13 protein-coding genes are annotated in these 14,684 nt (G+C 64.2%); 12 read left to right on the top strand and 1 reads right to left on the bottom strand.

Annotation, left to right across the window (positions count from 1 at the left end; all coding sequences use genetic code 11):
* Positions 1 to 6 precede the first annotated feature (6 nt).
* The 11 genes from RN346_RS06920 to RN346_RS06970 all read left to right on the top strand — a co-directional run bounded on the left by RN346_RS06920 (position 7) and on the right by RN346_RS06970 (position 13,216).
* A complete protein-coding gene (locus RN346_RS06920) occupies positions 7 to 1,524 on the top strand; it encodes an NAD(P)H-hydrate dehydratase (protein ID WP_311962556.1) in 1,518 nt (505 codons plus the stop codon).
* Between the two features lie 9 nt (positions 1,525 to 1,533).
* Positions 1,534 to 1,992 (top strand): tRNA (adenosine(37)-N6)-threonylcarbamoyltransferase complex ATPase subunit type 1 TsaE, encoded by a 459-nt coding sequence (tsaE, locus tag RN346_RS06925; RefSeq protein WP_263584351.1) that lies wholly within the window; start codon positions 1,534 to 1,536, stop codon positions 1,990 to 1,992.
* A gap of 31 nt (positions 1,993 to 2,023) precedes the next feature.
* Entirely contained in the window at positions 2,024 to 3,481 is a 1,458-nt protein-coding gene (locus tag RN346_RS06930; protein ID WP_311960661.1) for an N-acetylmuramoyl-L-alanine amidase, read from the top strand.
* Between the two features lie 81 nt (positions 3,482 to 3,562).
* On the top strand, positions 3,563 to 5,476 hold the full coding sequence (gene mutL, locus RN346_RS06935; protein WP_311962557.1) for a DNA mismatch repair endonuclease MutL: 1,914 nt from the start codon (positions 3,563 to 3,565) through the stop codon (positions 5,474 to 5,476).
* A 24-nt stretch (positions 5,477 to 5,500) separates the two neighbouring features.
* Positions 5,501 to 6,439 (top strand): tRNA (adenosine(37)-N6)-dimethylallyltransferase MiaA, encoded by a 939-nt coding sequence (gene miaA / locus RN346_RS06940; protein WP_263584348.1) that lies wholly within the window; start codon positions 5,501 to 5,503, stop codon positions 6,437 to 6,439.
* 182 nt (positions 6,440 to 6,621) lie between these two features.
* On the top strand, positions 6,622 to 6,870 hold the full coding sequence (gene hfq / locus RN346_RS06945) for an RNA chaperone Hfq (RefSeq protein WP_263584347.1): 249 nt from the start codon (positions 6,622 to 6,624) through the stop codon (positions 6,868 to 6,870).
* A 33-nt stretch (positions 6,871 to 6,903) separates the two neighbouring features.
* Positions 6,904 to 8,214 (top strand): ribosome rescue GTPase HflX, encoded by a 1,311-nt coding sequence (gene hflX, locus RN346_RS06950; protein ID WP_311962558.1) that lies wholly within the window; start codon positions 6,904 to 6,906, stop codon positions 8,212 to 8,214.
* A gap of 120 nt (positions 8,215 to 8,334) precedes the next feature.
* A complete protein-coding gene (gene hflK, locus RN346_RS06955; RefSeq protein WP_263584345.1) occupies positions 8,335 to 9,618 on the top strand; it encodes an FtsH protease activity modulator HflK in 1,284 nt (427 codons plus the stop codon).
* On the top strand, positions 9,619 to 10,530 hold the full coding sequence (gene hflC, locus RN346_RS06960) for a protease modulator HflC (protein WP_263584344.1): 912 nt from the start codon (positions 9,619 to 9,621) through the stop codon (positions 10,528 to 10,530).
* Between the two features lie 194 nt (positions 10,531 to 10,724).
* Positions 10,725 to 11,918, top strand: coding sequence for an ATP phosphoribosyltransferase regulatory subunit (locus RN346_RS06965; protein ID WP_311960664.1), 1,194 nt, complete (start codon positions 10,725 to 10,727; stop codon positions 11,916 to 11,918).
* Positions 11,918 to 13,216, top strand: coding sequence for an adenylosuccinate synthase (locus tag RN346_RS06970; protein WP_263584342.1), 1,299 nt, complete (start codon positions 11,918 to 11,920; stop codon positions 13,214 to 13,216). The genes RN346_RS06965 and RN346_RS06970 overlap by 1 nt, the downstream gene beginning before the upstream one ends.
* Positions 13,217 to 13,323: 107 nt before the next feature.
* Here the strand turns inward: RN346_RS06970 and cobO are convergent, their stop codons facing one another.
* Complete coding sequence (gene cobO, locus RN346_RS06975; RefSeq protein WP_263584341.1) at positions 13,324 to 13,923, bottom strand: cob(I)yrinic acid a,c-diamide adenosyltransferase; 600 nt, start codon at positions 13,921 to 13,923, stop codon at positions 13,324 to 13,326.
* A gap of 172 nt (positions 13,924 to 14,095) precedes the next feature.
* Between cobO and RN346_RS06980 the strand changes: the two genes are divergently transcribed.
* Positions 14,096 to 14,581 carry a YajQ family cyclic di-GMP-binding protein gene (locus RN346_RS06980; protein ID WP_263584340.1) on the top strand — a complete coding sequence of 162 codons (486 nt, stop codon included), beginning with the start codon at positions 14,096 to 14,098 and terminating at the stop codon, positions 14,579 to 14,581.
* Positions 14,582 to 14,684: the final 103 nt, after the last annotated feature.

A 14,684-nucleotide genomic window follows, 5' to 3' on the forward strand; every position in this document is an offset into this window, starting at 1 on the left:
GCTTTCGTGTCGATTTCAGGCCAGACGCTCAACCCCGCGCTTACCGTCGAGGCCCTGCGCCCGCTTTACAAGGCCGCCCAGGTGCGCGAGCTCGACCGGCGCACCATCGCCGCCGGCATCGAAAGCTTTGCGCTGATGCAGCGCGCCGCTTCCAGCGCCTGGCACAGCTTTCGCTCGCGCTGGCCCCAGGCGAAAAGCGTCACCGTGGTGTGCGGCAGCGGTAATAACGGCGGCGACGGCCACGTGCTCGCGGCGCTTGCCATGCAGGCCGGGCTCAAGGTGCAGCGCATATCGACCCGCGCGCTCGAGTCACTTGAAAACGACGTTGTCCGCGCCGCCGAGCTTGCCAGCGCCGCCGGTGTAGGCTTTGAGCGCTACCGCGAAGGCATGGCGCTGACCGGCGAGGTGATCGTCGATGCGCTGTTCGGCACCGGGCTTTCGCGTCCGGTCGAAGGCGAGGCGCGCGCGGTGATCGACGACATCAATCGCGCAGGGCAACCGGTACTGGCGCTGGACGTGCCGTCGGGCATCGCGGCGGATACCGGCGCGGTACAGGGCGCCGCGGTGCACGCCCACTGCACGGTGACGTTCATCGGCGACAAGATCGGCCTTCACACCGGCGATGCGCCGGGCTACACCGGCGAAATCGATTTTCGCGCGCTCGGGGTCAAGGCCCAGGCCTTTTTCGATATCGTGCCCGCCGCCTGGCGCCTGGACGAGAGCTGGCTGGCGCCGGCCTTCGCGCCCCGGCCCCGCGCCGGGCACAAGGGCGCTTTCGGCCACGTGCTGGTGATGGGCGGCGCGCCGGGCTTTGGCGGCGCTGCGCTTTTGGCCTCCCAGGCGGCGGCGCGGCTGGGCGCCGGCAAGGTCAGTCTGGCCACCGCCGCCGAGCACGTTAGCGCAAGCCTGACGCGCTGCCCGGAGGTCATGGCCCGCAGCGTGACCGGCGGCGCCGATGCCCTCGCGTTTGCGGGTATGGCGGACGTCATCGTGGTTGGCCCGGGGATGGGCGAGGGTGCCTGGGGGCAGGCGGTGCTGCAGGCTGCGCTCAAGACGGATGCGCCGCTGATCGTCGATGCCGATGCGCTCAACGTGTTGGCGGCGCGTTGGCCGGGGCTTTCTCGCGACAACTGGGTGCTCACACCCCATCCGGGCGAGGCGGCAAGGCTTTTGGGCTGCTCCACCGCTGAGGTGCAGGCCAACCGGCCGGCGGCCGCCCGCGCGCTGCAGCGAAGCCGGGGCGGAATCGTGGTGCTCAAGGGCGCGGGTAGCCTGATCGCGGGGCCTGGGGGCTTGGTGGTGTGCCCGTTTGGCAACCCCGGTATGGCCTGTGGCGGCATGGGAGATGTGCTCAGCGGCATGCTCGGCACGCTCGTCGCCCAGTTCGACGATCTCGAGCTTGCGACGCGCCTGGGCGTCATGGTGCACGCACTGGCCGGCGACGCGGCGGCAAAAGAGCACGGCGAGCGTGGCTTGCTGGCAAGCGATCTGGCATCCTATGCACGCATTTTGATCAACCCGTGAAGGCCTTCCATGCAGGTGCAGTTGAATGACGAAAACGCCCATGTCGCCTTTGGCGAGGCGCTGGGGCGCGCGCTCGAAGGGCGCGGGCGGGTGTATCTCGAAGGCGAGCTGGGCGCGGGGAAAACCACACTCACCCGCGGCATCCTGCGCGCCTATGGCCATCAGGGCGCGGTGAAAAGCCCGACCTACACGCTGGTCGAACCCTACGAGTTCGACGACCGGCGCGTGTATCATCTCGATTTGTACCGTCTTGGCGACCCCGAAGAGCTCGAGTTCATCGGCGGTCGCGACATTTTAAGTGACGAGGCGCTCTGTTTGATCGAGTGGCCCAGCCGCGGCGCCGGCTGGCTGCCCGGCGCCGACGTGCACATCGAATTGAGCGTGGCCGCCCAGGGACGAACGGCCACGCTGACGGCAAAGAGCCCGTGGGGCGAGCAGGTGCTCGCCAACGTGAAGGCGTTTACGTGATAAACCGCAAAAGTGGTGTGAATCAATGGAAATGAGTAGCCCATTCAAACGTCTGCTCAAGGCAACCGTGCTCGGTACTTTGGCGCTATCGGCGTCCCTTCAGGCCGCGACGGTCGAAAGCATGCGCCTTTGGGCGGCGCCGGACCACGCGCGGCTGGTGTTCGATCTCTCCGGCGCCGCCAGCGCCGACGTCTTTTCGCTGGACAACCCGTCACGGCTGGTCATCGATATCGACGACACCCAGCTCGACACCGACGCCTCGACGCTGCCGCTTAATGACAGCGCCATCGATGCGGTGCGCACCGGAAGGCTCGACGGCGGCGGGCTGCGCGTCGTGCTCGAGCTCAACCGCGCGATCACCCCGCGCCACTTCATGCTGGCGCCGAACGATCAGTACGGCCACCGGCTGGTGGTGGATCTGGAGTACCCCGGCGAAAGCGCGGTCGAAAACCCCATCGACCCGATCGAGGCGATGATCCGCGAACAGGAGATCCAGGCTCAGCGCGCCACCGCTCAGGCCCAGGCGATCGCACCGCCGGATGCGCCGGTGGCCGAGCGCGCCCCCACGGCGGTCCAGCCCGCCCAGCCCCATCCGCGTCGCGACATCATCATTGCCGTCGATGCCGGTCACGGGGGCGAAGATCCGGGGGCGATCGGCCCCAGCGGCACCCGCGAAAAGGACGTCGTACTCGATATTGCCAAGCGCCTGGCTGCAGACATCAATGCAACCCAGGGCTTCAAGGCGGTCCTGACCCGCGATAGCGACTACTACATCGGCCTGCGTCAGCGCACCCAGCTCGCCCGCGAGCAGAAAGCGGATTTCTTCGTGTCGATTCACGCCGACGCCTTTTCCAGCCCGCGCCCTCAGGGAAGTTCGGTATTTGCGCTGTCGCAGCGCGGCGCGACCTCGGAAACCGCCCAGTGGCTTGCCGACAGCGAAAACCGCTCGGACCTGATCGGCGGGGTGGACGGGTCGCTGTCGCTGCGCGACAAGGACCAGGTGCTGCGCGGGGTGCTGTTGGATCTGACCATGACTGCAACGCTCAACGACTCGCTCGCCATCGGTGGTGAGGTGCTCGACCGGCTCGGGCGGATCAACCGGCTGCACAAGTCGCGCGTCGAGCAGGCAGGCTTTATGGTGCTGAAGTCGCCGGACATCCCGTCGCTTCTGATCGAGACTGGCTTCATCTCCAACCCGGACGAGGAGCGAAAGCTACGCGATCCGACCTACCAGCACACGCTGGCCCAGGCGATCTTTGGCGGCCTGCGCGCCCACTTCGAGCGCAACCCGCCGCCGGCGAGTCTGCTTGCCTGGCAGCGCGACAACCAGCGCGCGCCGACCGGCAACGAGTACCGCATTCAGTCCGGCGATACGCTCTCGACGATCGCGCTTCGCCACGGCGTGCCGGTGAACCAGCTCCGTCAGGTCAACGACCTGAATGGCGACGTCATCCGCGTGGGCCAGGTGCTGCGCATTCCCGGCTCCTGAGAACTTGGCTTGAGAAAATGCCGTCAGAACGTAAGTTGAGAGCCTGGCGTGAAAACCAGGCTTGAGAACGTGAGGTGATGAGTGTCTGAACAAGGTCGAACCCCGCGGATCCACGTGCTCGACCCGCGGCTTGCCAACCAGATCGCCGCGGGCGAGGTGGTCGAGCGGCCGTCGTCGGTGACCAAGGAACTGATGGAAAACGCCATCGACGCGGGCAGCCGGCGCATCGAAATCGAGATCGAGCAGGGCGGCACGCGCCTGGTGCGCGTGCGTGACGACGGCATCGGCATAGGCGAGGAGGATCTGCCGCTGGCGCTGGCCCGTCACGCGACCAGCAAGATCGAGAGCCTCGAGGATCTGGAGGGCGTGAGTTCGCTCGGCTTTCGCGGTGAGGCGCTGGCCTCGATCAGCTCGGTGTCGCGCCTCGAGCTCGTCTCCAACGCCAGCGACGATCCGACCCGCGGCTTTCGCGTCGTCGCCGAAGGGCGCGGCATGGAGGCGCGGGTCGCCCCGGCGCCGCACCCCAAGGGCACCAGCGTGGCGGTGCGCGATCTGTTCTTCAATACCCCCGCCCGGCGCAAGTTTCTGCGCACCGAAAAGACCGAGTTCGCCCACGTCGAGGAGGCGTTTCGCCGCCAGGCGCTGTCGCGCTACGACGTCACCTGGGTGCTGCGGCACAATCAAAAAACCGTCCATCAGCTGCCCGCCGGCGACTCCGCCGCCGCCCGGGAGCGGCGCATCGCTTCGCTTCTGGGCAAGAATTTCATCGAGCACGCCCGCTATATCGAACGCGAGGCGGGCGGGCTCAAGATGAGTGGATGGGTGGGGCTGCCCACGCATTCGCGCGCCCAGGCGGATCAGCAGTACTTTTTCGTCAACGGGCGGGTAGTGCGCGACCGGCTGGTGGCCCACGCGGTGCGCCAGGCCTACCGCGACGTGCTCTACAACGGCCGCCACCCGGTGTTCGTGCTCTATCTCGAGCTCGACCCGGACGTGGTCGACGTCAACGTCCATCCGACCAAGTACGAAGTGCGTTTTCGCGACTCGCGCATGGTGCACGACTTTCTCTACTCGAGCCTGCACCACTGCCTGGCGGCCTCAAAGCCCTTTGATGCCAGCGCCGAGGGCGACGAGCCGCCGGCGCCTGAGGCGTCGCCAACGGCCGACGGTAATGCCGCCGCGCCAGATGAGCCCACGCCGCGCTGGCAGCAGCAGGGCATGGCGCTCGGCGAGGGCCCCGCGCGCCACCCCGGCGCCGAGCGCGTGCGCCGCTTCATGCAGGGCTATCAGGCGCTGCACCCGGATCACGAAGAGAGCCTGCTCACGCCGCAGCCGTCTCCCGAGCAGCGCCCTGACTCTTATCAGGTGCGCGAAGCGCCGGTGGCGATGCCGGAGAGCGACCCGACCAGTGCGCCGCCGCTCGGTTTCGCGCTGGGTCAGCTTCACGGTATCTACATTCTGGCTCAGAACGCTCACGGGCTGGTGCTGGTGGACATGCACGCCGCCCACGAGCGCATCGTCTATGAGCGCATGAAAGCCCAGATGGCCCGCCAGGGGGTGGATACCCAGCCGCTGCTGGTGCCGGTGTCGCTCGCCGCCAGCGGTCAGGAGGTGGCCACCGCGGAGAGCGAGCACGAGGCGATTGCCGCGCTGGGCCTGGAGCTCGACATCGCAGGCCCGGAGACGCTTCTGGTACGCAGCTTGCCGGCACTGCTGAGCGGCGCCGACCCGGAAGGGCTGATTCGCGAAGTGCTCGAGGAGCTTTCGAGCTTTGGCCAGAGCCACCAGGTCGAGGCGAGGCTACACGCGCTTTTATCCACCATGGCCTGCCACGGCAGCGTGCGCGCCAATCGCCGGCTGACCCTCGATGAAATGAACGCGCTGCTGCGCGACATGGAGCGCACCGAACGAAGCGATCAGTGCAATCACGGCCGGCCCACCTGGACACAAATGAGCATGAAGGCGCTGGACAAGCTCTTTTTACGCGGCCAGTAGCCCTCGATACGGAGTCTTTCGGCCATGGTCGACACACGCCCTTTGGCGATTTTTTTGATGGGTCCGACCGCGGCGGGCAAGACCGACACCGCGATCGCTCTACACGAGCGCCTGGGCTGCGAGCTGATCAGCGTCGACTCGGCCATGGTCTATCGCGGCATGGACATCGGCAGCGCCAAACCGAGTCAGCAGGAGCTTGCTCGTGCGCCGCACCGCCTGATCGATATCCGCGAACCGGAAGCGCCCTATTCGGCGGGGGATTTTCGCGACGACGCCCTGAATGAGATGCGACAAATTACCGCGGCGGGGCGCGTGCCGCTGCTGGTCGGCGGCACCATGCTCTACTACAAGCGCCTTTTTGAAGGCGTCGCGGATCTGCCCGCCGCGGATGAAACCGTGCGCCGGGAGCTGGACGCGCAGCGCGAGGCGCTGGGTTTGAGCGGCCTTCATGCGATGCTTGAAAAGGTCGACCCGGTCTCCGCCCAGCGCATTCACCCCAACGACCCTCAGAGGCTGTTGCGTGCGCTGGAGGTGCACCGCATTACCGGTCGGCCCATGAGCGCGCTCTGGGCCGAGCAGCGCGTCGAAAACTTTCCATACCGCGTGGTGTCGATAGGTCTCGCGCCCGCCGAGCGCCGCGTTCTGCACGAGCGAATCGCGCGGCGTTTTGAAACAATGTTGTCCGAGGGCTTGATAGACGAGGTGGCCGCCCTCAGAAAGCGAGGTACCTTACACAAGGACCTGCCGGCCATGAAGAGCGTCGGTTACCGGCAGGCCTGGGAGCACCTGGAAGGTGAATACGACGAGCATACGCTTTGCGAGCGCGGCATCATTGCTACTCGCCAGCTCGCTAAACGTCAGCTAACCTGGTTGAGAAGCTGGCCGTCACTTCACTGGATCGATTCAAGCGCTTTGGGTCTTGACGATAAGGTGCTGAAAATCGTGCGCGAAAGCGGTGCTTAGCGTAAGATAGTGTTTTCGTGAGCGCGTTTTTAAAAGCCCTCGACGACATTCGTAACGCCTGGTTTTAATACCCGGTTGTAGCATTTAGTGGTAACACCCAGCCTTTCGGGCAATAAGATTGCGGTAGCGCCCCTGGCGCGCCATTTAACAACCCACTCCAGACAGTTTTAGGGAGAAGCAGCATGTCCAAAGGGCAGTCCCTCCAGGATCCGTACCTGAATATCTTGCGCAAGGAACGTATTCCGGTTTCTATTTTTCTGGTCAACGGTATCAAGCTTCAGGGCCAGATCGAATCCTTCGATCAGTTCGTGATCCTTTTGCGTAATACCGTGAGCCAGATGGTTTACAAACACGCTATTTCCACCGTGGTGCCGTCGCGCAACGTACGTTTGCCGGCCCAGGACCCGGCCGCTCCTGAAGCGGACCTCTAAGCGGTGGATAGCCTGAAAGACATGAGGTATTGATTGTTTTTTGAACGCCCAGACGCCGGTGAAACGGCGGTGCTTGTTCACGTTGACTTTTACGATGAACAGGCCAGAGAAGACCCGGGTGAGTTCCTCGAGCTTGTACGCTCTGCCGGAGCCGAACCCGCGACACTGCTGACGGCCAGCCGGCAGCGCCCTGACCCGCGCACGTTCATCGGGTCGGGCAAGCTCGACGAACTAAGAGCCTTGCTCGCCGCCCACGAGGCGGAGCTTGTGATCTTCAATCACAGCCTGGGTCCCTCGCAAGAGCGTAACCTCGAGCACGAGCTCAAGTGCCGCGTGCTCGATCGCACCGGTTTGATTCTCGATATCTTCGCTCAACGAGCCCGTACCCACGAAGGTAAGCTGCAAGTCGAGCTTGCCCAGCTTGAATACATGTCCACGCGCCTGGTGCGCGGCTGGACCCACCTCGAGCGCCAGAAGGGCGGTATCGGTCTTCGCGGACCGGGTGAAACCCAGCTCGAAACCGACCGCCGCCTGCTGCGAGGTCGTATCAAGGCGATTCACAAGCGCCTTGACAAGGTGCGCAGCCAGCGCGAACAGAACCGCCGCGCGCGCTCTCGCGCCGAGATTCACAGCGTTTCGCTGGTCGGCTATACCAACGCCGGCAAGTCAACGCTTTTCAACGTGCTCACCGATGCTAAGGTGTACGCCGCCGATCAGCTTTTCGCCACGCTCGATCCCACCCTGCGCCGTTTGGAAATCGACGACGTCGGGCCGATCGTGATGGCCGATACCGTCGGCTTCATTCGTCATTTGCCGCACAAGCTGGTCGAGGCGTTTCAGGCAACGCTCCAGGAAGCCGCCGAAGCATCGCTTTTGATTCACGTGATCGATGCGGCAGATCCGGATCGCGAGCTCAACGTCGAGCAGGTGGACCGCGTGCTCAAGGAGATCGGCGCCGACGACGTGCCGGTGCTCAAGGTGATGAACAAGATCGACCGCTTCGACAGCGCCCCGCGCATCGAGCGCGACGATAGCGGGCGCCCGGAAGTGGTTTGGCTCTCCGCGCAAAATGGCCAGGGTCTCGATCTTTTGCACGAAGCGCTCTCACAGCGCCTGGCCGACGACGTCATCGGATTTTCGCTGACGCTCTCACCGGAGCAGGGTAAGCTTCGAGCGGGCCTTCACGAGCTCAACGCCGTGCGCGAAGAAGCGTTTGATGAGAACGGCCGCTCGGTGTTGGATGTTCGCCTGCCCAGGCGCGATTTCAATCAGCTAATGGCTCAGCTTGGTGAGCGTGCCAATACCTACTTGCCCGAGTCGCTAAAAGTGACCGATGAGTGGTAGCGTATCGATAGACGCCACGCAAACGGCACAAGGATTTTTTAAAGCAATAATATTATAAGCACGGCGGCCTCGCTCTCACGCGGGGCCGTGTGCAGGTGAACACCTTAGTGGAGACGAAGTATGGCCTGGAATGAGCCTGGTGGTGGCAACCAGCATGACCCCTGGAGTGGCGGTGGCCGACGCGGTGGCAAGGATGACCGTGGCCCGAACGGGGGAAGTAATGGCGGCAATAATGGGGGCAACAACGGCGGCAACAATAACGGCGGAAACAATCAGGGACCGCCGGATTTGGACGAGGCGCTGAAGAAGTTCCAACAAAAGCTCAACGGCATGCTCGGCGGTAGCGGCAAGAAAAGCGGCAACGGCGGCGGTCAAAGCGGCGGCGGCAAGCCGCGCAACTCCTTCGCGCTGCCGGGGCTGTTGATCGTACTGGCACTGGCGATTTGGGCGGCCATGGGGTTTTATCTCGTGGATCAGTCCGAGCGCGGCGTCGTGCTTCGCTTTGGTGAGTACCAGGGCATCGTCGAGCCGGGCCTGCAGTGGAACCCGCCCTTGATCGACGACGTGCGCATGGTCAACGTGACCCGCGTGCGTTCGGTATCGCAAACCCAGTCGATGTTGACCCGCGACGAGAACATCGTCGAGGTCGAGATATCCGCTCAGTATCAGGTCTCCAACCCGCGTGATTTCGTGCTCAACGTGCGTAACCCGTCGCTTTCGATCGAAAACGCGCTGGATTCCTCGCTGCGTCACGTCGTGGGCGGTACCGACATGATCGATATCCTGACCTCGGGCCGTGAGATTCTCGGCAGCTCCGTGGCTAGCCGCCTGCAAACCTATCTGGACGCCTACGGTGCCGGTATTCGTCTGCAGACCATCAACATCGAATCGACCTCCGCACCGGCGCCGGTCATCGACGCCTTCGACGACGTCATTCGTGCCCGCGAGGATCGCCAGCGTACGATCAACGAAGGCATGGCCTATGCCAACGCCATTATCCCGGCGGCTCAGGGGCAGGCGCAGCGTATCGTCGAGCAGGGCCAGGGCTACCGTGAATCCGTGGTCGCCGAAGCCCAGGGTCAGGCGAACCGCTTCACCGCACTGGTAGGCGAGTATCGGAATGCCCCCGAGATCATGCGTGAGCGTATGTATCTGGACACTCTCGAAGAGGTCTACGGCAACACGCCCAAGGTGCTTTTGGACGTCAGCGACAATGCGCCCTTGATGTACCTGCCGCTGGATCAGCTGCGTAGTGGCAGCGGCGGTGGCAACCGTGCCGCCAGCACCTCGAACCAGAACGATGAACAGATCGACCCGTCGGTGCTCGAAACCCTGCGCAACACTCAGGGCAGCAGCAACAGTTCGTCGTCTAACAATGGCACCATTCGCAGGGAGGGCCGCTAAATGATTAACAACCGATCCCTGCTGATCGTCGGTGGCCTGGCCGCCATCGCCTGGCTTGCCAGTAATACCCTCTACGTAGTGGACGAGACCGAACGTGCGGTGAAGCTGCGCTTTGGTGAGGTCGTCGAAGAGAACATTCAGCCTGGCCTGCACGCGAAAATGCCGATCGCCCAGACGATCCGCAAGTTCGATACCCGGCTTCTGACGCTGGATACCGACACCAGCCGCTACCTGACTCTCGAGCAGAAGGCGGTCATCGTCGACTCCTACGTCAAGTGGCAGGTGGTCAATCCGACCCGCTACTACGAGGCCACCGCCGGCGATGAGATGATGGCGATTCGCCTGATCCAGCCCCGCGTGGACGAGAGCCTGCGTAACGAGTTTGGCCGACTGAACCTTCAGGAAATCATCGCCGAGCGCCGTGATGACCTGATGATCGGTCCGACCGAAGAGCTCGACAACCTCATGCGTGAAGAGCTGGGCGTGGCGATACGCGACATTCGCATCAAGCGAATCGATCTGCCCGATGACGTTTCCGCGGCGGTTTTCCAGCGCATGCGCTCCGAGCGCGAGCGCGAGGCCCGCGAGTGGCGCGCTCAGGGCCAGGAAGAGGCGGAGCGTATTCGCGCCAACGCCGACCGCCGCCGTCAGGTACTGCTCGCTCAGGCCAACGAGCGCGCCGAAACCCTGCGCGGTGAAGGCGATGCGGAAGCCGCGGCGATCTTCTCCCAGGCGTACGGTCAGGACCAGGAGTTCTTCTCCTTCTGGCGCAGTCTGGACGCCTACCGCACGAGCTTCGCCGACGATGGCAACATGCTGGTGCTGGAGCCGGATAGCGACTTCTTCCGCTACCTGCGAAGCCCCGACCAGGACAATGGCGCAAGCCAAAACGCCGGTGCGGGCGACGAATAAGCGTTGCGGGTCGAGCCTCGCCGGCGGATAGTCGGCGGGGTTCACCTGACCGCCAAACGTGGTAGACTTAATTGAACCGGGCGTTCGCCCGGTTTTTTTGTGGCCCTCGTTTGGCGCGGGTGCGTTTTTGGCCAGGGTGCCAACGACGATTTCATCGAGTCCCGGGGCCTTCATCGTCTTGCAGGATTGTTCACATGACCATCGCTGACCGCTGGCTGCTGCCCGACGGCATGGATGAGGTGCTACCGCCTCAGGCAAGCCGTATGGAAGAGCTGCGCCGTACGCTGCTGGATCTCTATTACGTCTGGGGCTACGACCAGGTGATGCCGCCGCCCGTCGAGTTTCTGGACTCGCTGCTGACCGGCACCGGCACCGAGCTCGATCTGCAAACCTTCAAACTGACCGACCAGCTGACCGGGCGCATGATGGGCGCCTCCGCCGACGTGACCCCGCAGGTCGCGCGCATGGACGCCCACTCGCTCAAGCGTCAGGGCCCGGTGCGCCTTTGCTACTGCACCAACGTGCTACGCGCCAAGGCCGACCAGCATCAGGGCGGGCGCAGCCCGGTTCAGGTCGGCGTCGAGCTCTTCGGGCACGCCGGGCTCGAGGCGGATAGCGAGATCATCCGGCTGGCGCTGGCGAGTCTTTCCGCCGCCGGGGCGAGTGAGATCCACCTGGCACTGGGCCATATCGGCATCTTTCGCGCGCTGGTCGAGGCTGCTGCCCTCGACCGCGACCAGGAGAGCGCAATTTTTGATGCCCTGGCGCTCAAGTCCCCGGGCGAGCTTTCGCGTCAGGTGAGTGCTCACGTCAAGGACCCGGTGCTTTCCGACATGTTTTTGGCGCTGGGCGAGCTTCACGGCGACGCCACGATCCTGGCCGATGCCCGCGAGCGCTTTGCCGGTGCCCCGGCGTCGGTCGCCGCCGCGCTCGATCAGCTCGAAGCGCTCAACCGGACGGTGCTTGCCCACTTCGATGTGGCGCTCTATTTCGATCTGGCGGAACTCAGGGGCTACCAGTACCATACCGGCATGATGTTTGCCGCCTACGTGCCCGGCTACGGCCACGCTCTGGCCAAGGGCGGGCGCTACGATGATACCGGCCGCGCCTTCGGCCGGGCCCGCCCGGCGACCGGCTTTTCGATGGATTTAAAGCAGCTGGCCTCGCTTGCCTCGGCCGCGAAGGAGCCGGGGTTGATCTGGGCGCCGTCAACGGACGACGAGGCGCTACAAGCGGCGATCGAGTCGCTTCGCCAGCAGGGCGAGCGGGTGATTCAAGCGCTGCCCGGACAGCGCAGTGAACCGGCGGAGCACGATTGTGATCGCCGCCTCGAGTTTATCGACGGTCGTTGGCAGACAACGGCCCTGACACAAGAGACGAGTGCATAATGGGTAAGAATGTCGTAGTCCTGGGCACCCAGTGGGGTGACGAAGGCAAGGGTAAGATCGTGGACCTGCTGACCGAGTCGGCAGCGGCGGTCGTGCGCTTTCAGGGCGGCCACAACGCCGGCCATACGCTGGTCATCGACGGTGAAAAAACCGTCCTGCACCTGATTCCCTCCGGCGTGCTGCGCCCGGGCAAGACCTGCATCATCGGTAACGGCGTGGTGCTATCGCCGGAAGCGCTGATCAAGGAGATCCGCGAGCTCGAGGACAAGGGCGTGCCGGTGCGCGAGCGCCTGCGCCTGTCACCGGCATGCCCCTTGATCCTGCCCTACCACGTGCGCCTGGATCAGGCCCGCGAAAAGGCTCGGGGCGTGGCCAAGATCGGCACCACCGGCCGCGGCATCGGCCCGGCGTATGAGGATAAGGTGGCGCGTCGCGGCCTGCGTCTGGGCGACATGCTCCACCGCGAGCGTTTCGCCTCGAAACTCGGCGAAGTGCTCGATTACCACAACTTCGTGCTGGTGAACTACCACGGTGAAGCGCCGGTCGATTTCCAGGAAGTGCTTGACAGCGCCATGCAGATGGCCGACGAGCTGCGCCCGATGGTGGGCGACACCGTGAGCCAGGTCCACGATCTGCGCAAGGCCGGTGAGAACATCCTGTTCGAAGGCGCCCAGGGCTCGCTTCTGGACATCGACCACGGCACCTACCCGTACGTGACCAGCTCCAACACTACCGCCGGCGGCACCGCTACCGGTTCCGGCGTGGGGCCCTTGTATCTCGACTACGTGCTGGGCATTACCAAGGCTTACACCACCCGCGTTGGCTCCGGCCCGTTCCCGACCGAGCTTTTTGACGATCACGGCCGGCATCTTGCCGAGCGCGGCCACGAGTTCGGCGCCACCACCGGCCGGGCGCGCCGCTGCGGCTGGTTCGACGCCGTCGCACTTCGCCACGCGGTGCAGATCAACTCCGTCTCCGGCATCTGCCTGACCAAGCTCGACGTGCTCGACGGGCTCGAGAACATCCGCGTCTGCGTGGGCTATCGCAGTAAGGATGGCGACGTGCTGGAAAATCCGGTGGATTCCGAAGGCTACGAAGCCGTCGAGCCGGTCTACTTCGATCTGCCGGGCTGGAAGGAGTCGACCCTCGGCGCCAAGAAGGTCGAGGATCTCCCGGCCAACGCTCGCGCTTATATCAGCTATTTGGAAGAGCAGGTGGGCACCAGCATCGACATCATCTCGACCGGCCCGGACCGTAACGAGACCATCGTGCTGCGTAATCCGTTCGATGAGCAGTAACGTCTAAAGCGACGCGCTGAGAAACGCAGGCCCGCCGGGCCCGCTCGAAAACGCCGCCGGCTTTCCGGCGGCGTTTTGCGTTTAACCGATGAGTCCGACTCAAGAACTCAAAAATCGATACCGCGGCGCGCTTTCAGGCCGTTGTTGAAGGCGTGGCGGGTTTCCTGCATCTCGGTGACGGTGTCCGCCATGGCCACCAGCTCCCGATGGGCGTTGCGCCCGGTGATGATCACGGTCTGCTCACGGGGGCGATTCTCGAGCGCCTTCTTGACCCGCCCGATCTCCAGATAGCCGAATTTGAGCATGTAGGTGATCTCGTCGAGCACGACGAGGTAAGTCTCGGGGTCGGCCAGCATTTTCTCGGCCTCTTCCCACACTTCAAGGCATGCCTGCGTGTCGGTGTCGCGGTTCTGGGTTTCCCAGGTGAAGCCGGTCGCCATGATGGCGACACGGAGGTTCGGGTCGTCCTCCAGCCGGTTGCGCTCGCCGCACTCCCAGAGCCCCTTGATGAACTGCACCACACCCACCTTGTAGCCGTAGCCCAGCGCCCGGGTCACCGTGCCCCAGGCGGCGGTGGTCTTGCCCTTGCCGTTACCGGTGTTGACCAGAATCAACCCCCGCTCCTCATCGGCGCTGGCCACTTTCTCATCCACGCGGGCCTTGAGTTTTTCCATCGACGCCTTGTGGCGGCTTTCGCGATCGCTCATGTTCGTTTCCTTCGATAGTCAGGCTCGCTCAGGGTAATGGATCGCGGCGGCGTTGGGTATGGCGGTCGCTGCGGCGGTAAATGTATCGCGGCGAATGGATCACGACCGGCGTATCGCAACCGGCGTCTGGCTGCTCTAGAATGGCGGGCAACCTCTTGTTAAGGAACGCACCATGCCCTCATTTGATATCGTCTCCGAATTCGATCGCCACGAAGCGGCCAACGCGGTGGATCAGGCCAACCGCGAAGTGGGCTCGCGCTTCGACTTCAAGGGGGTCGACGCAAGCTTTGCCCTGGAAGGGGACAACGTGGCGCTGGAGGCCGAAGTGGATTTCCAGCTCAAACAGATGCTCGACGTACTGCGCGCCCGCCTGATCGCTCGCGGCATCGATGCCCGCTGCATGGAAGAGAAAGACCCGGTGCTCTCCGGCGTCAAGGCGCGTCAGGAAGTGGCGCTCAAGCAGGGCCTGGACGCGGCGCAAACCAAGGATATCGTCAAGCGCATCAAGGCCAGCAAGCTCAAGGTGCAGGCGCAGATCCAGGGCGAAAAAGTGCGCGTCACCGGTAAAAAGCGCGACGACCTGCAGGCCGTCATGGCGCTGTTGCGTGGCGAAGAGGGCCCGGACCTGCCGCTTCAGTTCGACAACTTCCGCGACTAGGGCCCATGAGAGAGGGCTTGTAAGTCCCGACCCGTGCAATTGATTCGCGTCCGGGTCGACCGAGCCGCGCCAACACGAAAGCGCGTCTCGTCTATACTGGATG

The organism is Halomonas sp. PAMB 3232 (assembly GCF_031954225.1).
In the GTDB taxonomy this organism is placed as follows: Bacteria; Pseudomonadota; Gammaproteobacteria; order Pseudomonadales; family Halomonadaceae; genus Vreelandella.

Bases quoted from the DNA above. Each gene is read 5' to 3' on its own strand.
- tsaE (WP_263584351.1), top strand. From the start codon at position 1,534: ATGCAGGTGCAGTTGAATGACGAAAACGCCCATGTCGCCTTTGGCGAG.
- RN346_RS06930 (WP_311960661.1), top strand. From the start codon at position 2,024: ATGAGTAGCCCATTCAAACGTCTGCTCAAGGCAACCGTGCTCGGTACT.
- miaA (WP_263584348.1), top strand. From the start codon at position 5,501: ATGGTCGACACACGCCCTTTGGCGATTTTTTTGATGGGTCCGACCGCG.
- hfq (WP_263584347.1), top strand. From the start codon at position 6,622: ATGTCCAAAGGGCAGTCCCTCCAGGATCCGTACCTGAATATCTTGCGC.
- hflK (WP_263584345.1), top strand. From the start codon at position 8,335: ATGGCCTGGAATGAGCCTGGTGGTGGCAACCAGCATGACCCCTGGAGT.
- hflC (WP_263584344.1), top strand. From the start codon at position 9,619: ATGATTAACAACCGATCCCTGCTGATCGTCGGTGGCCTGGCCGCCATC.
- RN346_RS06965 (WP_311960664.1), top strand. From the start codon at position 10,725: ATGACCATCGCTGACCGCTGGCTGCTGCCCGACGGCATGGATGAGGTG.
- RN346_RS06970 (WP_263584342.1), top strand. From the start codon at position 11,918: ATGGGTAAGAATGTCGTAGTCCTGGGCACCCAGTGGGGTGACGAAGGC.
- cobO (WP_263584341.1), bottom strand. From the start codon at position 13,923: ATGAGCGATCGCGAAAGCCGCCACAAGGCGTCGATGGAAAAACTCAAG.
- RN346_RS06980 (WP_263584340.1), top strand. From the start codon at position 14,096: ATGCCCTCATTTGATATCGTCTCCGAATTCGATCGCCACGAAGCGGCC.